This window comes from Armatimonadota bacterium, assembly GCA_020354555.1.
Lineage (GTDB): Bacteria > Armatimonadota > Hebobacteria.
The window spans coordinates 3,630,742-3,634,225 of the sequence record CP070648.1; the positions used below are offsets into that span (position 1 = coordinate 3,630,742).

Here is a 3,484-nt window from a genome sequence, read left to right on the forward strand (position 1 = left end):
CGCGAAGGAGCGGCTGTACCTGACGCTCGCCGGTCACCGCTTCATGTACGGCGTGGGGCGGCCGACGGCGCCGTCGCGGTTTCTCGGGGATGTCCCCGACGAGCTGATAGAAGGGGCGCTTGCGCCGCGCCCGCGAGCGGTCACCTGGGCGTCAGCCGACAGCGCGGGGGTGGAGGAGGCGCGCCGGATAGTTGCCGACCGGGGCGGCTCGGACACGGCCTTCAAGCCCGGCGACAAGGTGCGCCACGAGTCGTTCGGCGAGGGTATGGTGGTCAACTCTGAGTTGAAGGACGGCAAGGCTCGCGTGACGGTCGCGTTTCCGAACCAGGGCGTGAAGAAGCTCGACCTCGAGTACACGAATCTACAGAAGGTGAAGTAGGCCATGCCGTGCCGGGGACAGCCGCGCCCGCGGGCGTGCGTCATGTCGGGCGTGTGGGGCGTCGCTGCGGTGCTCGCCGCGGTGGCCGCGCGTCCCGGGGCAACTCAGGAGCGGTCGGTCGAAACCGAGCACTTCGCCATCTACACCGAGGCAAATGCCACAGAGCGCCAGGCCGAGCGGGTGGGCAAGCTCGCCGAGCGCGCGTTCGGGAGGGTGACCGGTGACCTCGGCCATATCCCGACGGAGCGCATCGGCGTGCTCGTGTACGGTCAGCCCACCGGTTTCATCGAGCAGGGCGCACCGGTGCATGCGGTCGGCCTGGTGCAGACCCCACACAACCTGATCCGCATAGACCTGTGGCGGTCACAGGATGAGTTGTACACGGTGGTCGCCCATGAGGTAGCGCACGTCGTGCTGGCGCGGGCGCTGCGCAGCGACCTGGACAAGTGCCCGCGGTGGTTCAATGAAGGGGTGGCGACGTGGGTGTCGCAGATCTGGTCGCTGGACGATGACGCGCGCGCGCAGGACTTGGCGGCGGTCGGCCACGCCGTTGCCCCCGATGCCCTCGACACCAAGTTCTCCGCATCAAGCAGGCAGGAGATCGGCGAGGCATATCTGCAAAGCGCGGCGATGGTCGAGTACCTCACGCGCGTCGGCGGTGCGCGAGCGATTCCCCGGGTGATCGAAGCCCTGCGGCGCGAGCCCGATTTCGATGCGGCGCTTCGGCAGATCGCAGGGCTAACGCAGGACGAGCTGTATGATCGGTGGTTCCGGGAACTCGGCGGTCGTCGGCGCTGGCCGCGGTGGGCCAACATCGGGGCTGACGCGCTCTTCTTTGCCGCCGTCGCGATCCTCTGCGCCGCAGTCGCCGCGCGCGTCTGGCGCCGCCGCCGACAATGGCATCTGGAACACGCCGACGAAGGGAGTCTCACCCCCGAGGAGATAGAAAGGGCACGCGAGATTGAGGACAGTCACGACTCGGACGATCGAACGATCAACTGACGCAGGCGGCGCTTGGCGGCGCAGCCTGAGAGTCGCGGTGGTAATCGCCGTCGCTCTCACCGCAGTCCGCCACGCCGCACTGTGTGCATCCGCTGAGGTCGAGGGAGAGCTGTTGTGGAAGGCGCGGCGATTCGACAGCGCGATGCAGGAGCGGCATGTGCGCGACGGCGGGCTCGTCGCCGGCGGCGCGCGGATACCGTATGAGCCCGGCGCCGACGAGAACGATGAGAACAGCGCATACCTGACGGGTGCCTACCTCGCGGCGCTGTCATTCCGCTTCGCCGCGACCGGCGACGAGGCGGCACGCGAGCAGGCGCTGCGCTGCTTTCGTTCAGTCCAGAGACTGGTCGCGGTGACGGGGCAGAAGGGCCTGCTCGCCCGGTGGTACGAGAAAGCATCCGCGCCGTCCCCCGACGAGGGCCACGGGTGGCTCAAGGACCACTGGCATCAATCCGGCGAGTACCGCTGGCTCGGCAACGTCAGCACCGACCAGTACTGCGGTGCGCTGTTCGGGCTGGCGACCTATCATCGTCTGGCGGCGCCGGACAGCGTGAAGCCGGAGGTCGTTTCGTTAGTCAGCGACATGGCGGGCAGGATCCTCGACGCGGGCATGGTCATCACCGACCTCGACGGCCAGCCGACGACGTGGAGCAACATGTCGCCGCAAGGCCTCCAGGAGCCGATGTACGCGCTGATCGGCCTGGGCTTCCTGCGCATCGCCGCGGAGGTGACGGGCGAGGAGCGCTTCGCCCGTGAGTACGACCGGCTGTTAGACGAGCATGACTACGCCGCGCGGGCGATTCCGGTCAATCGCTGGCAGTCGGAGTGGAACTACTCCGACGACGTCATGGCGTGGGAGATGCTGTATCACCTACTCCTGCTGGAGCAGCGGCCGGAGCAGAAAGCGAAGATTGACGGCGTAGCCGATGCCGCCTGGGGCCTGGTCGAGGGACAGAAGCGCGTGCTGTTCGATGTCGTCCGTTCGGTCACGAGAGGTGACAAGGCGCTGGGCGACGAGGCAGCGCATCAGCTCTTCCTCATGCCGGCGGAGAAGATCGAGGCGCAGCGGTCCCAGCGATCGAACCCGCCCAAGGATCTGAACCTGCGGCCGGTGACCTGGTTCCAGTGGACGGCGAGTCCGCATCGCTCGATCATAGGCATCGAATGGGCGGGCGTGGACTATCTCCTTCCTTATTGGATGGCGCGGCATCATGGGCTGGTGGGCGGGCCAACGCAATAGAGCCGTGTTGTCGGACGCCACCAGCCGCAGGCAGGCAGGGAGCGCCGTAGAGCTCTCGTAGTGTAGTGGCACGCGAGCAGGGGCGGCGAGCGCACCGCCCCTGCATCATGTCTGGACGCTTTGGGCCCATCCGTCTGGGGCGCAGGCGGCCCTGCTCCACTATCTTCGCGGAGCGCGATCCTCGGCCGCCGGCAGCGGCTGGAACGCCTTGTGCGGCTCGACCTGGTACCAGTAGGCGACACTGGAGTAATCGTTACCCTGGTCGTTCGCGTGCCCGTGCTCGATGGTCACGCGGATTGATTTCCGGAAGTGCACCGGATCCTCGATGTGGAACCGGTATAAGCTCCACTTGCCCGACCAGCCGACGACATCCTTGCCCAGCGACACGCCGGTGTACGGGCCGGAGTACTCGCCGCTCGGGAAGCCCCACGCCTCGCAGAAGTAATCCTCCGTGCCGGTGCCGTGGAGCGACGGCGGCCACTTCTCGCCGTCAACGAAGATCATGTCGTCGCCTTCGCCGTACCAGGTGTGGTTCTGATGGTACGCGTTGAAGTTGTCCACGCTCAGCACGCAGCCGACGTAATGCCCCCGTCCCTTCGCGTCGAGAATGACGTAGTTGTCCTTGCCGGTAAGGTTGACCTCCGGTTTCCCCGATGGGAACTCGACTTTCTCGCAGGGGTGCTCCTGACTGTAGCACGCGTGGAAGCGGCCCTGGTTGTCGTCCGGCGCGTCGTACAGCTCGTGGTCAATGTAGTAGTAGAACGAGCGGACGGGCTTGTCTGACTGGTTCTCGACGGTGATGAGCGCGCCCGTGGCGAACGGCATCGGGAAGTAGCAGTTCATCCCGGCGTTGCGGCCCCAAC

The 3,484-nt window shown here is 66.7% G+C and carries 4 protein-coding genes; 3 read left to right on the forward strand and 1 reads right to left on the reverse strand.

What is annotated here, in order from left to right; all coding sequences use genetic code 11:
- The 3 genes from JSV65_14865 to JSV65_14875 form a co-directional block, all read left to right on the forward strand.
- The coding region (locus JSV65_14865; protein ID UCH33830.1) for a DUF3553 domain-containing protein at window positions 1-379 on the forward strand (379 nt) is incomplete at its 5' end.
- Between the two features lie 3 nt (window positions 380-382).
- Complete coding sequence (locus JSV65_14870) at window positions 383-1,381, forward strand: hypothetical protein (GenBank protein UCH33831.1); 999 nt, start codon at window positions 383-385, stop codon at window positions 1,379-1,381.
- A gap of 37 nt (window positions 1,382-1,418) precedes the next feature.
- On the forward strand, window positions 1,419-2,621 hold the full coding sequence (locus tag JSV65_14875) for a hypothetical protein (GenBank protein UCH33832.1): 1,203 nt from the start codon (window positions 1,419-1,421) through the stop codon (window positions 2,619-2,621).
- A gap of 159 nt (window positions 2,622-2,780) precedes the next feature.
- Here JSV65_14875 and JSV65_14880 read toward each other — a convergent pair.
- The coding region (locus JSV65_14880; protein UCH33833.1) for a DUF2961 domain-containing protein at window positions 2,781-3,484 on the reverse strand (704 nt) is incomplete at its 5' end.